Source organism: Corallococcus sp. CA041A (assembly GCF_003612075.1).
Classification (GTDB): Bacteria; Myxococcota; Myxococcia; order Myxococcales; family Myxococcaceae; genus Corallococcus; species Corallococcus exiguus.
The window spans coordinates 1-390 of record NZ_RAWF01000758.1; the positions used below are offsets into that span (position 1 = coordinate 1).

1 protein-coding gene is annotated in these 390 nt (G+C 63.3%); it reads left to right on the plus strand.

Going from position 1 to position 390, the window contains the following annotated elements; genetic code table 11:
• Positions 1-305: hypothetical protein (locus tag D7V77_RS42965; protein WP_233597600.1), on the plus strand; the 305-nt coding region annotated here is incomplete at its 5' end.
• Positions 306-390: the final 85 nt, after the last annotated feature.

Here is a 390-nt window from a genome sequence, read left to right on the forward strand (position 1 = left end):
GTCCTAGCTACGCCGCGCCTGCTTATGAGCATGAGTGGCAGTGGTACATGGACGCCGTCGTTGGCGAGTACCTGCGCGAGCTGGACGCCATCCCGCACCATTTCCAGCTGCACCTGCTGCATGCAGCCGAGATCGTCGGATACAAGCACCCGTTGCCTGAGATCCGGTCGTGGTGGTTCTCGACCTACGTTCGGCTCGTGCACGACATGCACCTTTGGCCCGAAACTGAAGAGCAGCTGGATCACCGGCTAGGCGACAGCCGCGACCAGTGGCTGTCGCGCAACGACATCGCGACGATCGACTGATGGCGCAGGATCACACCGCCATGTTCGCCCGCGTCCGCGCGAACGCCGAGAAGGCCTGCTTCGTCGCCGGCGACCTGTTCGAGAT